The sequence below is a fragment of the Actinophytocola sp. genome, assembly GCF_035712165.1.
GTDB lineage: Bacteria > Actinomycetota > Actinomycetes > Mycobacteriales > Pseudonocardiaceae > DASYTH01.
On sequence record NZ_DASTBH010000020.1, the window covers coordinates 1 to 15,021 of the forward strand.

Genomic DNA, 15,021 nt, shown 5'->3' on the forward strand with positions numbered 1-15,021 from the left:
CGGCCCGGCGCTCCCGCCCCTTCCGGCCGGGTCACCGGCGAAGAGCACGAGCACGGCGTGCGGCGCCGGCGCGGGGGTTCCCAACGACGCCAGCCGGTCGGCGACCCGCGCGCGCTGTTCGCCGTCTGCGGCATTCCCGTCCAGCGACCGGAGTCCGGCGGTGGTCTCCTCGAGCAGCCGGGCCGGTTGCCGTCCGGGCAGCCCACGCCGGCCGAACGTCTCGTCGTGGACCACCCATTCCAGTGGGCGGCCCCGGGCCCACCCGGTGAGCGCCAGTCCGGCCGCGGGCGGGAACCGGTCCAGGTACCCCAGACACAGCCAGGCCATGACCTCGAGGTGCGCAGGTAGTTCCAGCAGCGGACCGAGCCGGGCGGCGCCGAACGCGCCGAGCAGGCAGACCCCGATCCCCTCCGCCCTGGCCACCAGCAACATGTTCTCGATCGCGTACCCCACCGAGCGGGTCAGTCCTTCCGAACCGTCCGGCGCGCCCAGGGTGTACCAGCCGCCCCGGGTCGCGTCGCAGGTGACCGCGACACTGACCGGGGCCCGGGCGATGGCGTCGGTGCGCAGCCGGCCGAAGCTCGCCGCCCGGCTGGCCGGAAGCGTTGCCGTGTAAGCGTCCTGGGCGCGGCGCACCTCTTCCTGCATCCGGCGCCGCCGATCCGGTGACCGGACCACGACGAAGTCCCACGGCTGGGCCATTCCCACGCTGGGTGCGGCGTGCCCGGCCGCGAGGATCCGGGTCAGCACCGCGTCGGGAATCGGATCAGGCCGAAACCCCGTCCGGATATCTCGGCGTTCGGCGATCACCCGGTAGATCGCTTCGCGATCCGGATCTGAATACGACGCGTTCATCGGTCACCAACCTCCGCGAACGACCAAAGGCGAATCAGCTTGGGCGCGACGCAACCCGAAGTCAAATCACCATTTGGTGGTGCACCCGTCTCCGCGCAATTCTGCAAATGCGCGATTCAGCCCGGGATGGCGGCGGTGTCGGCGCGCGTGGCGGTGACCGCCAGCGTGGTGTAGTCCATGGTGAAGCCGCCCTCGATGGCGGCTCCGATGCCCGCCAGCAGCTCCGCCAAGGTCGCCGGCGGCAGCTGGCCGTAGCCGCCTTGGGTGAGGAGCTGGTCCAGCCACTCGTCCCGGGTATAGGACCGCTGCCACTCGAACCGCCACTGCTGCGGGTCGCCGAACGTGCCCACCGCTCGAATTCCGTCGACCACCCTCGTGATCAACGCCGAGTACTCGTCCAACGTCGGCACGACCCGCCGGTCGACCGTCAGGTTGGGCAACGCCTGGCGGTAGACCGGCAGGGCGGGCGTCGACCGGCCGCGGACCGACGGGTCGGGCAGCACCCGGCGGTACACCGCGGTGAACGCCTCCGACAGCTCCGGCGCGGGCCTGAACACGTTCCAGAACACGGCCAGCCGACCGCCCGGCCGCAGCACCAGCGCCGCCTTGACCGCGCCTGCGTCCGGGTCCACCCAGTGCCAGGCCTGACCAGCGACGACCGCGTCGAAGGCCCGGCCGGCGGACTCCCACTCCTCGAAGGTCGCCACCTCGACCTCCAGTCCGCCGCGCCGCGCGAAGTCAGCCATCCGCGCGTCGGGTTCAACGCCCAGAACCGTGCAGCCGGCCGCCCGGAACTGCCGGGCGAGGATGCCGGTGCCGCAGCCCACGTCGAGCACGTCGGGCCCGGGGCTGGCGGCGACGATCCGGTTCACCAGGGCGTCGGGATAGCGAGGGCGGCTGCGGTCATAGCGTTGCGGGTCCGCGCCGAACGACTCCGCTCTGCGCCGGGCCAGCTGGAGCTCGGGATCGGCAGGATCCCGGCGCTTCGGCGGCAACGCGGACATGCACCCCACCACTCGGCTACCGACGCGGCATGGAATAACCCAAAGAACGTCTCAGCCTGCGTTCGCGGGCATGGCATGTCAAATCGCCATTTGGCGGGCCGCCCATTCTGCACAATTCCGCGGGAGCCGGCGTAGCATCGCGTACCACGCGGAAAGGAATCCCGATGCGGATTACGGATAAGGTGGCCATCCCGGCCACGCCATCAGTTCCGGTGGCGATGTGTCGGCGCATGCGTGCATCCACGAGTTGATCAAACGGGCCGAGGACACGTTCGGCCCGGTCGCGCTGTACTTCGCCAACGCGGGCATCACCGGTGGGCCGGGGGGACTCCACACCCCCGAGGAGGCGTGGGACCGGACGCTCGAGGTGAACCTGCGCGCCCATGTCCGGGCCGCCCAACTGCTGCTCCCCGGCTGGCTGAAGCGCGGTGAAGGATACTTCGTGGTCACCGCATCGGCCGCCGGGCTGCTCACCCAGCCGACTTCGTCATCGAAGCATTGGCCGACGAACGTTTTCTGATCCTGCCGCACGACATGGTGCTGGACATGTACCGGCAGAAGACCAGCGACTACGACCAGTGGCTGCGCGAGATGCGCCGCTACCAGGCCCGCCTGCCCGCACAACGGTAGATCCCCCGTCGGGCCTGGGCGCGTGAACCGGCGGGCTCGCCGCAGCGTCGCTAGCGTTCGGCGACCGGTTGACTCCGCTTCGAATTCGCGTTCCGCTCAGCGGTACGTTCGATTGCGATCATGATGGGCCGCGATGTGTTCTGGCCGGACCTCGTCACAGCCCAGACGACCCGGAAGCCCGATGAGCACAGACATCCCTGCCGATCTGACCGGCCCAGGTTCTCGACGGCACACGGATTCCGCCTGGCGGCATGACCCGGTACGGGTTCCGGTCGGCGCGCTGCTACCTCCCGACTCCCCCCGGCTGACCGGAGAGAACGCCGCGCACGTCCGCATGCTCGCCACATCGAGCATCGCGTTCCCGCCGATCATCGTCCATCGCGCGACGCTGCGAGTGATCGACGGAACGCATCGGTTGCGGGCAACGCAACTGCGCGGCGACAAGCTGATCGAGATCCAGTTCTTCGACGGCCCGAGTGAGGACGCCTTCGTCCTGGCCGTGCGGATGAACGTGGAGCGGCCCGGCCTGCCGTTGTCGCTGTCCGACCGCACGGCGGCAGCCGAGCGCATTCTCCGATCGCACCGCCAATGGTCGGACCGGGCCATCGCCGCGGTGACCGGTCTGTCGCACAAAACGGTGGGCTCGATACGGCGGCGGTCAAGTGGGGAATTGACCCAGTCACCCGCCCGGGTCGGCCGGGATGGTCGCGTTCGGCCGGTCAACGGCGGGGAAAACCGCCGCCAAGCGGGCGAGCTCATCGCCAGGCGGCCAGAAGCATCGCCACGGGAGATCGCGCAGCTGGTGGGGATCTCCCCGCAGACCGCACGCGACGTGCGGAACCGGATACACCGCGGCGACGATCCGGCCCTACCGACTCAACGCCGGGAGCCGCCCCACGGTCCACCGGTTCCGCCCGATGGCGGCGTTGCCGACGAGGACGCGGCCGCGATCATGCTTACCCTCAGACGGGATCCCTCGCTGCGGTTGAGCGAGGCCGGCCGGATACTCCTACGCCTGCTGGAGGCGTTCACGGTCACGCCGCAGCAGTGGGAGTCGCTGATCAACGGCCTGCCGTCCCATAGCACGGACCAGGTGGCCGCCGCGGCCCGCGGTTGCGCCCAGGTCTGGCTCGACGTCGCCACCCACCTCGAACAGAGCCGGCGACCCACGCAGCCGGGGACAACCACTTCACCCGCTCCCGTACCGCGTCATGGGAGTAGTTGCCAGGCCATGTAGCCGGACAGTCCGCACAGCACCAGGCGAAGTGCCGCGGCGCCGCCGATCCCTTCCAAGATCACGCCCGGCGCTCGATCCAACGGCCGACACATATAGCCCTCCACGACTCCGGGCATTCACAGTGTGTCCGCATGCAATGCTTTTGCCCGCCATTATGCCTGTGCCGCATACACTCTCCGGAAGTGCGTTGAACCCCGCACCGTTGACTCACAGCGGCTTGACCCGGTTGAATCTCCCGGTCGGCGAGCACCGCCCCACACCTCAAGGAGGAACTGTTGATCCAGTGCTCAGTCACCCTGATCGAGTGGCTTGTCACGTGGTGGCCGTTCCCTTAGCGTGCCGTCCTGCCGCCCGGCTACCGGGCGGCAGGCCTGAACAGCCCTTGATGGTGACCGGGCGCTACTGTGGTGCCAGTTCGGGTGTGAACCTGAACAGGTGGCCGAGAAACTCGGACCGGCTCAGGCCGAACAACGCCGCCATCTCCTGGACGATCGCACGGTCGATACACGCGACGCCGGACCCGTCCGGGTCGTCCGCCAAGCGCTTGCGCGCCCACCGGCGGAACTGTCGTAGCTCCGGTTGCCGGCTTCTCGTCACGGCAGGTAAATCCACCCGTATTACCGGCTGCTCGATCTGAGCCCGCTGTAAGGCCACGCCGAGGAAGTCAGCCGCCGACACTCCCATTGCCTGACATATGTCAACGAGTTTGTCGACCGTACAAGGTCGGAGGCCATACTCGTAGTTCGCGAGTGCTTGGGTGCTGATACTGCGAGACATCCGGCCGACTACTGCGCTTCTCGTCCAGCTCAGACGTTCGCGCACTCTCCGCAGTTCGCTACCAACCGCTTTGGTGATCATCCCGGCGGTGGCTCTCCCCTCCGGGCGACCGCCCTCTGACACGGGATCCGCCTCCTCAGCCACCCTGAGACGCGCGGCACAGGTTCGGGCCATTACTGGCCAGTATCGCCGACCGCGCGACCGGTCATACCCCTGTTCGGACGAAATGCGACACGCGTGCGGTGTTTCGCCATAAGGCAGGCGTGCGTTACGTCACGTCGGCGCCGGGTCGTCACCTGGCAACGCGCGCCGGATGTGTGCGTGCACGACCGCCGAACGTGCCATGTTTCCCACGCGGTGATGGAGGTCCGCGGCGCGTCGCCAGGTTTTGACCGCGGCCGCGGTTTCGCCAAGGGAGGCCTGCGCGTGGCCCAGCACCTCAAGGAGCCAAGCCTCGGCGGCAGCGTCGTGGGTGCGCTTGCACTCCGCCAAGGCGTGCCACGCACGTTGTTTGGCCGCCTTTGCGTCACCGCGTTCGAGATCGATTTCGGCGAGCCTGGTACGCACTTGTAGCGCGATTGCCATGTTGGGGGTGCCCTTCAGCTCGATCAGTGCCTGCTCGCAGTACGCTGTTGCGCCCTGGTGATCGCCCTGGGCCTGGTGAATTGCGCCGATCTGATCCAGGTTGGCGGCATGCGCTGATTTGTCACCGATGTGCTGGGCATGGAAGATGCCCTGGTGTAGATGCGTCAGCGCGGCGTCATGGTTCTTCAGGGTACGAAGGGCTTGGCCGAGGCTCCAATGTGTCCAGCACAGGGCATCGTGGTCGTTGTTCCGTTGGGCGACATCGAGGCTGCGCCGGAGCAGGTCGACGGCGGCGCCGGGATCCCCGCGGGACATCTCGACCTTCCCGAGGTGATACAAGACAGAAGCTTGGCCGCGTTCGTTGCCACTGTCTATGGCGTACTGAAGGCTCGCGTCGAGGCACAGTCGAGCCTGGCTGTGCAAGCCGAGGTTGATGAGCGCCATGCCCAGGCCGGCCTGGGAAGACGCGGTGGCTTCCTGGTCTCCTGTGGCCGCGGCGGATGCGACGGCGATCTCGCGGATCGTGCGGCTGTCCTCGTAGGCGCCGCATCTGTCGAGGTAGGTTGCCACCGTGTCGGCGAGCCGCCAGGCGTGCTGGTGATAGCCGCCCGCGGCGGCGCGCTGGACGGCGGCGGTGAGATTGGTCCGCTCCTGGTCGAACCAGAACCGCGCTTGTCCAGCGTTCTGGAGCTCGGTCGGTTCGACGCCGGGCTCGGGTTCCAGCACGGGTGCTGTCGGCTTCCCGGGGTAGAGGAGCTGGTGGGCTCGGGTCGCCGTGGCCAGGTAGTAGCTCACGATCCGGCGTTCGGCGGCCTGTTGGGCTTCGGGGGACTCATCCTGCGCGGCGCAGTGCACGGCGAACTCACGGAGCAGGTCGTGGAACCGGTAGCGGTCGAAGGCTTCGGGCCGTTCAAGGAGATGCGCGCCCACCAGAATGCCGAAGCTGCGTTTGGTTTCCGCGGGGGTGCGGCCGTCGCACGCACAGGCCAGCTCTACGCCGACGTCCGGGCCGGGATGTAAGCCGAGTAACCGGAACAGTCTTTGCTCCGGCGGGTCCAGGGCGCGGTAGGACCAGGAGAAGAACGTCCGGGCCACCGTCGAACCGTCGCCGTCCTCACCGATGCTGACGATCAGCTGCTTGGCGTCGAGTTGCTTGGCGAAGGTCGACAGCTGCGCCGCGCTCGACGACGTGATGTGCTCGGCCAGTAATGTGATCATGAGTGGAAGTCCCCCGCAGAGTCCTACCAGGAGCGAGCGGTCGTCAACGGCGATCTGTTGGTTCGGCCCCAGCCGCACCGACAGTAGTTCGGCTCCCTCGTTGTCAGACATGGGTTCGACGCGCGCTCGGCGCGCTCCGGTCGTGGCACTGAGCGTCGTGAGCCGTTGCCGGCTCGTCACGATGATCAGGCAGTGGGACAGCAGGGCGATCAGATCCTGCACATGGGCGGTGTTGCGGGCGTTGTCCAGGATGATCAGACAGCGGCGGTTCGCCACAAGCTTGCTGAGCAACAGCTCTCGGGACCGCAGCGTGAGGGTGTCATCCGGCGGGTGACCGAAAGCGGTCAGCAGATCATCGATCACCGTCGACTGGCTCACCGCACCTCCGTCGGCGAAACCGTTGAGGTTGATGAAGATGTCGCCGTCCGGGAAGCGATGGCGGGCAAGGTGGGCCCAATGTACGACCAGTGCCGTCTTTCCGACGCCAGGCATGCCGTCCACGATGACCACGCGGCCGGACGTTCCGGCGGGAGTCGCGGTTGCCTCGTCCAGGTCCCGCAACAGGCCGTCCCGGCCGACGAACTCGACGATGTCGCGCGGCAGTTGTCGAGGCGGCATTGATTCGGCTGGTCGAGCGCGGCTGGTTTCCTGCTGTTGGGTTCGCAGGCTCTCGTGGTGCTGCCTTATGTGGTTCGCTCCCTGCTCGTCGCCCTCCTCGAGCAGGTGGTGCCGAATATCGAAGTAGTAGGCGGTGGCCTCCGACGAGCGGGCCAGTTCGTGCAGGGCGGACATCCGTAGCTTGGCCAGCCCCATATCGTATCTGTGGTCGACCTGCAGGTCGTTGAGCCGAGCGAGCACCTGGTCGCATTCCCCGATCGCCAGAAGTGCTTCGAGCAGGATCGTGTGCGCGGGTAGCCATTCATCCTGTAGCACCCTCTTGCGCCAGGCCGCGGCCGGTGCACTGGACAGATCATCGAGCGGGCGGCCGCGGTACAGCGCCAAAGCCTGTTCCGCGCATTCCACGGCCTGTTCCGGGTCTTGTCGCCTCGCATGGGTGCGAGCCCGGGTGATCAGACTGCGGAACTGGTGGTAGTCGATCAAGGATTTGTCCACATCGAGCCGATAGCTACCGTTGCCCGTGTACAACATGGACGGGTATGATGTTCCTTGTAGGCATCGGCGAATTCGCGTAGCGTAAGTGTGGAATGTGGACACGGGGTTGTGTGGCGGCGGGCTTCCGTCTGGCCACGCCCACTCCATCAGCGTATTGATCGGCACGGCTTTGCCGACGTGGACGAGCAAGGTCGCGAGAACGGCTCGAACCCGTGGCGTGCTCCAGTTTTCCTGGCGGCTGCCGCCTATCGTCAACGCCGTTCGTCCCAAGATCTCGAATGCGATGTTCACCAGCGTCACCCCGGCTGCTGGGTTCTGTTATCGGAACAGTGTCCCCTGCCTGGCTTGATCAATGTAGGTGATTGAAAAAGTGATTTGACGGACCTGGTTGAACTTTGTCGCGCATATGGAGTAGTCCGCGTCATGTTGTGCGCATTCAGACAGTTCGATGAAAGTTCACCGGTGTGAGTTGTCCTACTTCTGACCATCCGCGCCTTGCCTCACGTGATGCTGCACGTGCACCGATGGCCTGGTGGGCTTGCGGGCCGGTCGGCCGCGGACGAGCATGGTATTCGCGTCAGATGAGGCCCGGGGGCGCGGCCGGATGCTGTCCGCGCTGACCCTGGTGAGCCATGTGAGGTCAGCTGGTGAGTTCTCGCCCCGCCGTACACCGAACCATTGTCCTGGCGGACGTGGAAGGGTTCGGTGACCGGCGACGGACGAATGCGCACCAGGTTGCTGTTCGCCGGGCTCTGTATCAGGTTCTGCGGAAGGCGTTTGGTCGCGCGGGCGTTCCCTGGTCGGACTGCGATCGCGAGGATCGCGGCGACGGCGTGTTCGTTCTGGTTCCGGCTCAGGTGCCCAAGAGCCGGGTTGTGGACACGTTGCCGTACGAGTTGGCCGAGGTCGTGCGCCGGCACAACGTCGGGCGTCCAGCCGCTGAGCGGATTCGGTTGCGCGTCGCGGTACACGCCGGCGAGGTCGTCTACGACGAGCACGGCGTAACCGGCTCTTCGATCAACCTGGCGTTCCGGCTGCTGGATGCCCAGCCGCTCAGGGAAGCGTTGACGTCCTCGCCGGGGACGCTCGCCATGATCGTCTCGTCGTGGTTTTTCGATGAGGTCGTACGACACAGTGTCGTGGTCGATCCGGCCCGATATCGCCCGGTCTATGCCGACGTCAAGGAAACCGCGACCAGAGCGTGGATTCATCTGCCGGACGGGCCGGCGACCGATCGCGGCCCCGTCGATCTCCTGCTCGATCGCACCGGGCCGGTGCCCCGCCAGCTGCCACCGACGTTGCGCGACTTCACCGGTCGCGCAGACCAACTGGCCGCATTGGACGCACTGTTGCCGGCGATACCCGCCGACGGCTCCGGTGACGTCGTGATCGTGGCGCTGGATGGCGCCGCCGGGGTGGGGAAGACCACCCTGGCCGTGCAGTGGGCGCACCGGGTTCAGCACCGGTTCCCGGACGGAACGCTGTTCACCGACCTGCGTGGCCACGGCCCCAGCGCGCCACTGGCCCCTGGTCTGGTCCTCGCATCGTTTCTGCACGCACTTGGCGTCCCCGACAGTCGCACGTCGGCGGATCTGGACACTCAGGTCGGCACCTACCGTTCGGTGCTGGCCGGCCGGCGGGTTCTGATCGTGTTGGACAACGCGGCAATGCCAGCGCAGGTCCGGCCGCTGCTGCCCGCGGCGGCCGGCAGCATGGTGGTGGTGACCAGCCGGGTCGACCTGACCGGGTTGGTCGTGGCCGAGGCCGCCCATCGCATGGTCGTGGACCTGTTCACCCAGGCCGAGGCGGAGACCCTGATCCGGAAGGTCGTGGGTGCCGAGTTGGCTGCCGCGCAACCCGATGCCGTCGCCGACCTCATTGCGGCCTGCGCAGGGCTGCCGCTCGCGTTGCGGGTGGCGTGCACCCGCATCTCGTCCCGTTCCAGCGGCATCGCCGAGCTGGTTGCCGGGCTTTCCGATGCCCAGGGCCGGCTTGCCGCACTGAGCAGCACCGGAGATGACCGTAGCGCCGTGCGCACCGTCTTCGACTGGTCCTACAGTCGGCTGCCGGCCGAGTTCGCGCGTACGTTCCGCCGCCTGGGCCTGCACGTAGGTCCGGGACTCAGTGTCCACGCTGGGGCCGCGCTCGCCGGCGTTGACCCGGCCACCGCCGGCAGGCACCTCGAGGCGCTCGCGGACATCCATCTGATCGCGCGTGCCGGCCCCGACCGCTATCGCCTGCACGAGCTGCTCTTCGCCTACGCCGGGCACCGCGCCGAGTTGGACGACGCCGGCGCTACCCGCCGACAGGCCGTTGTCAACCTGCTCACCTGGTATGCGCGCACCGCTCAGACGGCCGATCGACTGATCTTTCCCGGCCTCGGGTACGTCGACGCCGAACTGGATCCGGCCGGCAGCGACGTCTCGCTCGCCAGCCGTTCACAGGCACTCGCCTGGATGAACGCCGAGCGCGACAACCTCATGGCAGCACTGCGGGTGGCCATACATCATCAGGCGCACCAGGTGGCCATCTGCCTGGCCGGAACCGCCCGGTTCCTGACGCTTGGCGGACCCGCGTTCTGGGACCTCCGACTCGAGGCCGAGTCGCTCGGGCTAGCCGCCGCACAGGCCAGCGGCAACCTGTCGATGGCGGCCTTCCTCCGGGGGTTCCGCGGCGACACCCTGGCTGACCTCGGCCGGCTCGGCGAGGCCGAGGCCGAGTTCGACACCATGCTCGGGCTCGCCCGCGACCTCAACGACCTGGCCCGGCAGCGCACCGCGCTGATCGGGCTCGGTCAGGTCCGACTGCGAAGCAACGAGTACCTGGCTGCTCGCAGCCACTTTCAGCAGGCACTGACCCTGGCCCGAAGCACGGGAGACGCACGCGCGGAAGCAGTCGTGCGATGCAATCTCAGTCGGATCAGCGTCCACCTCGGGCAGTTCGATTCGGCACTGGAGCATGCCCAGCAGGAACTGGTGCTGCGTCGGCAGGCCGGAGATCGAGTGGGCGAGGCCTATGCGCTGCAGGACCTTGCGGCCGCACAACAGGGACTTCACGATCACGAGGCGGCGATCGACCTCCTCGAATCGGCGATCGAGCTGTACCGGCACCTGGATGGGACCGAGCTGTACGCCGCCCTCGCCCTGCAAGCCGCCGCGGCATCGTTCGAACAGACCGGGGATCTCAGCCGGGCGGCGAGTTGCCTGCGAGAGGCCTCCGCTCTCCTCACCCAACTCGGTCACCCGCAGGCCGACGTCGTGCACACCCGCCTACGCCAGCTCGAGTCCTCGGCCCACCACGGGTTCCGGCGCGGTCAGGCGCCACCCTGACCGCAGGTCGGGCAGTCCGGCCTCGGCTCCCCGGTGCTGCCGGCAACGCTTTCCCGCAGAGTAACCAGATTGAACCCGAACTGACTGCCAACTCGCAGCGCCGGCACCCCGGTGATCAAGCTCATCGCCGCATGCGCAGCGAGCAGCCCGGCGAGGTTTGCCGAGACGGCGTTGGCGGCATGCATCCCAGCCCTCGGACGCTGCGCGGCCCGAGGTGGTCGCCCCGTCACCCGGGCGCACTCGTAGCACGGGCCGGCCCCCGGTCGGTACAGACCCGCCACGACCTGCGGACCGTGATACCCACCGTGTACCCAGGCTGTCCCGGTCGCATGACACACCCGGTTGGTCCAGGACCGAATTTCCAGCGGCTGGTCCGCAGCGAGCAGCAGCACATCGCACGTGACCGCCAACGCCCGCAGCACGCCCGGCGTGTCGACGACCGTCTGCTCCCCGGTGACCATCGCGCCGGAGTTGTAAGCTCGCAACCGGCCCATCGCCGCGTCCACTTTGGACTTGCCGATATCCTCGTCAGTAAACAGGATCTGGCGGTTGAGGTTGGACAACTCCACCACGTCCGGCTCGACGCAATGGATGTGACCGACACCCGACAAGGTCAGGGCCAGCGCGGCGGCACCACCCACCCCGCCCAGCCCAACCACCACAACCCGGGCCTGTCGCAACTGCAGCTGCGCGTCCCAGCTCGAGCGGCGCGGAACCAGGTCCATCCACGAGAACAGCGCCCGGCCCCGTGAGTACCGCTCCACCTCCGCCACGGTCAAGTCTGCCGGCGGTGACTCACCGGCGTCCTCGACATAGCCGGCCTGGACAAAATCCTCGATGGCTGCCCGGACCTGACGCTTCGGTTTCGTTGGAAAGAGGCTGACCACATGCGATATCACCTGCTCCACGCTCCGTGAGCCGTCAAGGGCTTCCAGCATGGCCCACACCCAGCCGTCCGGGTCAAGGACATCCCGAGCGATCCCGGGGACATGTCCACCGATCCGGATCCGACCACCGCCCAGCAACACCGGCTGATGCTCCCGCTTGATACGCGGATGTCGCACGGAAACCTCCACCTTTGTCAGCTTTCCTGATGGGGTTGGCAAAGACTCGCTTCCCGCTTGATCGGGACGAACTCGATGACGGTGGGCTGCCTGCCCGCCCGGTCCGCACGCAAGCGTGAAACCTGCGGTTGCCTACCAGCCACCGGCTCCGGCCCTGGTGGTGCCAAGTGCACATCTGTTCCCATTGCCCAAGTATGGAACCCGACACTGTCAGCGCCAGGTCACCGAAGTGCGTTGTCAGCCAACAAGTCCCTGCGAGCCGCCGGCAACCGACGAGCGCCCGGCAGCCACGAAGCCGCAAGACTCGCAATGAACTTTCACCGAACAGTCAGGCCACGAACAGCCTGCCCTCGACCGGTTCGGCAAGCCCCGCCACGGTCACCCCGCACAACAGCGACCAGGCCGCTCCCTTGCGGGAACGGCCTGGTGACGATATGTAGCCCTGACGGGATGTGAACCCGCGCTACCGCCTTGAGCGGACGAACTACGCGCGATCAGCCTCGGTGGAGGAAGCTGGTCACCAGCGCCAACCACTCCGGCTTGACCAACCACCGGGTTGGGTCGGCAGGGTCCTGGTAGTAGATGCCGTGGTTGTCCGGGTTGGTGCTGGCCACCCGGTAGGTCCACCAGGCCCAGCCGATTCCGTTGTCGTCGAAGGCATCCAGCACGGTGTGCGCCTTCTCCAGGCTGTCCGGCCTGCCGCTGAGAATGCCCACCTGGTTGATCCAGACCGGCGCGTTGAACTGTTGCTCGAAGGACGTGATATCCGCGATCCGGGACAGCGGGTTGTCGAAGATGAAGTAGTTGCCGGTGTAGATGATGTTCGGATCCACCGTGGTGTACGCGCCCTCGAGATGGTTGAGGTTGTAGCCGTCATTGGGGCCCACCACGATCGGAGTGCGGCGGTCGATCCCGCGGATCACCGGGATGATGGAGTCATAGAACGCCCGGACCCCGGCGTCGTCGACCCCGGCTGGATTCGGTTCCGGCAGAATCTCGAATGCCCCGATGTACGGCGTGCGCTGGTAGCGGTGGACGAGGAACTGCCACACCTCGACGAACTCCTGCTTCATCGCCGGATTGGTCCAGAAGTTGTCGGTACGGCCGCCGGCGCCCTGCCCGTAGTTCGAGTCCACGAACAGGGTCACCCACAGCTGGTGGTCGGTGGCCCAGGCGATGGTCTGGTCGAGCAGCGCCAGGTGATCCCGGTCGATGTGGCCCGGCGCGCCGGGGTCGCGGCTGTCCACCTCGTCCTTCCAATCGCCCCACCACCGCAACGGGATCCGTACCGAGTTCGCGCCCTGGGCCACGTTGTCAGCGGCGTCCTGCGGCTGGGCGGTACCCCACTGACCCCAGTTGTAGCCGCGTAAAATGATCTGGCGGCCGCGCGGGTCGAGGATCTGCGTGCCGGAGACCGACAGGCGTGCCGGTTGTGCGCTGACCGAACCCGGATCGTTCTGCGCCGCCACGGCCGGTGCGCAGCCGGCCAGCAACCCGCCGAGCGCCAGGCCCGCCACCGCGCGCGCCAACGTCATGGTCATGTCATTGCCTCGCAATCGAAGTCGGTCGGTTCCGTGGATCACCACGGTGCCGGCCGCGGCTTCAGCTTCGATTCGGGCAATGTTCGGGAACTGTCAAGAAACCCGCCGGCAGGTGGTCAGGGTTACGACCGACCGCCGGTCAACTGGTGTAGGCCTCGAACTCGTAGATGCGGGCAGCGGTGTCGGTGTCCTGAGTGGGAGTGCTGATAGCCAGCCTGAGGAAGCGGGCGTTGCCGCGGGGGACGGCGGTGGTGGTGACGTCGGCGGTGTTGGCCCGGACGGCGGCGACCGTGGTCCAGGCGGTGCCGTCGAGGCTGGTCTGGATGTCGAAGTCGCGGGTGTTCCAGCGGACCGGTTCACCACCGGCACCGGCGTGGCGCACGACGAAGCGACCCACCGGCAGGCTTGCGCCGAGGTCGATGCGGAGGAACCGCGTCGCGCCCAGCGAACACCACTTGTCGCCGGTGCCGCCGGAGACGCTGCCGTTGACGGCTTTGGCCGGGCCTTCGGTGGCACTGCACTGGCTGTCGGCGGTGGCCGGCTTGTTCAGCGCGAGGTTGGGACTCGCGGCCCGGCGGTTCTCGAACTCGGCGGCCCAGAACGCGGTCCGGTCCAGGTAGGCGGTTTCGGCGGCGGCGCCGGTGCGGCCGTAGGCGCCGGTGTAGGTCTGGTAGCCGAACCCGGCGGGCGGCGTAGCGCGGGCCGGCTCGATGGTCGAGCCTTCGTGCCACTCGTTGAACGAGGTGACCGAGACCCAGGTGGGCAGGCCGCCGGTAGCCGGGTCGAGGGCGTTGCGCCACTCGGTGTCGTAGGTGGTTCCGTTGTCGCGGCCCAGAGTTGGCGTGGTGTTGCCGGGCACGGCGCGGTCGTCGACGTAGCCGGGGCCGACCGACGGCGCCCAGATCAGCCCGTGGTCCCTGGCGAACTGCCCGGCCTGCGCCCACCCCGGCGCGGTGGCGCCGGCGATCGCGTCGTAGGTGTACATCCCGCTGAAATGGGCGATCCGGGCCGTGTTGGTGGTCTGCGCCAGAACGATGTTGGCGGTGTTGACCTGGTCCAGCGCCACCCAGTCGGCGTCCGGGACGGTGAGGCTCTCGAAGACGTAGAACGCCGGTCGGTTGCCGTGCTGGGCATCCCGGAAGAAGGCCGGATGCGAGCCGTAACGGCTGTTGAGGTAGTTGATGTCCGACACGGTCGAGCCGGCCGTGCGCCCGCCGTACGGTTCGAGATGCCAGGCCACCTTGATGCCCTGCTGCTGCGCGGCGTTCAGCACGCGAGAGACCAGACCGTCCTCATAGGACCCTTGGCCCCACCAGCTGTAGACGATCACACCGGCCCCGGACTGCCGGACCCAGGCCAGGTGCGCCGCGATGGCGGTGCCGTCACCGGAGTCGTACGGACCAAGGGTCGGGTAGAAGTTCGCCCCGATGTCGTTGGGTGGCGTGTGGCCGCCCTGCGGCCAGTGCCGGTAGCTGCCGCTCCCGGTGGGGCTGCCGTACCAGGGGTAGTAGAACAGGTGCACATTGGGGGACGGCAGGGCCAGCACCGCAGGCGGCGCGGATCCGGCCGGTGGGCCGGGAACCGCGAGCATCGTGGCCGCGGCGAGTCCGGCCGCCGCCAGCAGGCGCGGCAGAGCGCGGGAGAACGGCATGGCGGGCTCCTTCCGGC

Annotated in this window: 11 protein-coding genes and 1 pseudogene; 4 read left to right on the forward strand and 8 right to left on the reverse strand. The window is 67.8% G+C overall.

Annotated elements, in window-relative coordinates; genetic code table 11:
* Positions 1–855 (reverse strand): 5,6-dimethylbenzimidazole synthase (bluB, locus tag VFO68_RS00920; protein ID WP_325156178.1); only part of this gene is annotated, 855 nt, incomplete at its 3' end.
* Between the two features lie 116 nt (positions 856–971).
* Entirely contained in the window at positions 972–1,859 is an 888-nt protein-coding gene (locus tag VFO68_RS00925) for a class I SAM-dependent methyltransferase (RefSeq protein ID WP_325156179.1), read from the reverse strand.
* 220 nt (positions 1,860–2,079) lie between these two features.
* On the opposite strand from VFO68_RS00925, the gene VFO68_RS00930 reads away from it, so the two are divergent.
* The 3 genes from VFO68_RS00930 (at position 2,080) to VFO68_RS00940 (ending at position 3,726) form a co-directional block, all read left to right on the forward strand.
* Positions 2,080–2,379, forward strand: coding sequence for an SDR family oxidoreductase (locus VFO68_RS00930; protein ID WP_325156180.1), 300 nt, complete (start codon positions 2,080–2,082; stop codon positions 2,377–2,379).
* Entirely contained in the window at positions 2,358–2,489 is a 132-nt protein-coding gene (locus tag VFO68_RS00935) for a hypothetical protein (protein ID WP_325156181.1), read from the forward strand. The genes VFO68_RS00930 and VFO68_RS00935 overlap by 22 nt, the downstream gene beginning before the upstream one ends.
* Positions 2,490–2,670: 181 nt before the next feature.
* Entirely contained in the window at positions 2,671–3,726 is a 1,056-nt protein-coding gene (locus VFO68_RS00940; RefSeq protein WP_325156182.1) for a streptomycin biosynthesis protein, read from the forward strand.
* 399 nt (positions 3,727–4,125) lie between these two features.
* On the opposite strand, the gene VFO68_RS00945 is transcribed toward VFO68_RS00940, so the two are convergent.
* From VFO68_RS00945 to VFO68_RS00950, 3 genes and pseudogenes are all read right to left on the reverse strand, one after another.
* On the reverse strand, positions 4,126–4,323 hold the full coding sequence (locus VFO68_RS00945; RefSeq protein ID WP_325156183.1) for a hypothetical protein: 198 nt from the start codon (positions 4,321–4,323) through the stop codon (positions 4,126–4,128).
* A 78-nt stretch (positions 4,324–4,401) separates the two neighbouring features.
* Positions 4,402–4,677, reverse strand: a pseudogene (locus VFO68_RS34210) (helix-turn-helix domain-containing protein); the annotation flags it as partial.
* 99 nt (positions 4,678–4,776) lie between these two features.
* Complete coding sequence (locus tag VFO68_RS00950; RefSeq protein WP_325156184.1) at positions 4,777–7,710, reverse strand: AfsR/SARP family transcriptional regulator; 2,934 nt, start codon at positions 7,708–7,710, stop codon at positions 4,777–4,779.
* 401 nt (positions 7,711–8,111) lie between these two features.
* Here VFO68_RS00950 and VFO68_RS00955 point away from each other — a divergent pair, with 401 nt between their 5' ends.
* Entirely contained in the window at positions 8,112–10,748 is a 2,637-nt protein-coding gene (locus tag VFO68_RS00955) for an ATP-binding protein (protein ID WP_325156185.1), read from the forward strand.
* Here VFO68_RS00955 and VFO68_RS00960 read toward each other — a convergent pair.
* The 3 genes from VFO68_RS00960 to VFO68_RS00970 form a co-directional block, all read right to left on the reverse strand.
* Positions 10,733–11,824 (reverse strand): ThiF family adenylyltransferase, encoded by a 1,092-nt coding sequence (locus tag VFO68_RS00960; protein WP_325156186.1) that lies wholly within the window; start codon positions 11,822–11,824, stop codon positions 10,733–10,735. The genes VFO68_RS00955 and VFO68_RS00960 overlap by 16 nt on opposite strands.
* Before the next feature lie 482 nt (positions 11,825–12,306).
* The gene (locus tag VFO68_RS00965) at positions 12,307–13,353 is read right to left on the reverse strand and encodes a glycoside hydrolase family 5 protein (protein ID WP_325156187.1); all 1,047 of its coding nucleotides are present in this window, start codon (positions 13,351–13,353) and stop codon (positions 12,307–12,309) included.
* A 139-nt stretch (positions 13,354–13,492) separates the two neighbouring features.
* A complete protein-coding gene (locus VFO68_RS00970) occupies positions 13,493–15,004 on the reverse strand; it encodes a discoidin domain-containing protein (protein ID WP_325156188.1) in 1,512 nt (503 codons plus the stop codon).
* Positions 15,005–15,021 lie beyond the last annotated feature (17 nt).

What these genes read in the sequence shown, in the direction of transcription:
- VFO68_RS00970 (WP_325156188.1), bottom strand. Translation starts at nt 15,004, where the DNA reads ATGCCGTTCTCCCGCGCTCTGCCGCGCCTGCTGGCGGCGGCCGGACTC.
- VFO68_RS00965 (WP_325156187.1), bottom strand. Translation starts at nt 13,353, where the DNA reads ATGACCATGACGTTGGCGCGCGCGGTGGCGGGCCTGGCGCTCGGCGGG.
- VFO68_RS00940 (WP_325156182.1), top strand. Translation starts at nt 2,671, where the DNA reads ATGAGCACAGACATCCCTGCCGATCTGACCGGCCCAGGTTCTCGACGG.
- VFO68_RS00925 (WP_325156179.1), bottom strand. Translation starts at nt 1,859, where the DNA reads ATGTCCGCGTTGCCGCCGAAGCGCCGGGATCCTGCCGATCCCGAGCTC.